Here is a 282-nt window from a genome sequence, read left to right as displayed (position 1 = left end):
GGGTTTATCAGGCCTGTGGGCTGAAAGCGTTCCAGGCCAGTGAGCGTGAGTCCGGTGGCTAGCCGTTGCGCGGAGGCCCGTTCAAAGGCTTCCTCGCGGCGCTGAATTTATTGCAACGCGAGTTCCCCGACGACGCTTGCCCGATCCGCACCGCGCTGGTCACCGCACGCTCGGCGCCAGCCCACGAACGGGTGATCCGCACGCTGCGCGAGTGGGACATCCGCCTGGATGAATCGCTGTGCCTTGGTGGCCTGACCAAAGCGGCGTTTCTGGAAGCCTTTG

General features: G+C 64.5%; 1 pseudogene. It reads left to right on the top strand.

Annotated features, from left to right (window positions below):
- Positions 1 to 282: pseudogene (locus BK665_RS33420) on the top strand (5'-nucleotidase); the annotation flags it as partial.

The sequence above is a fragment of the Pseudomonas frederiksbergensis genome, assembly GCF_003732665.1.
GTDB classification, from domain to species: domain Bacteria; phylum Pseudomonadota; class Gammaproteobacteria; order Pseudomonadales; family Pseudomonadaceae; genus Aquipseudomonas; species Aquipseudomonas frederiksbergensis_G.
Note: the sequence above shows the minus strand (reverse complement) of the source record. Positions and strands in the feature narration are given on the sequence as shown.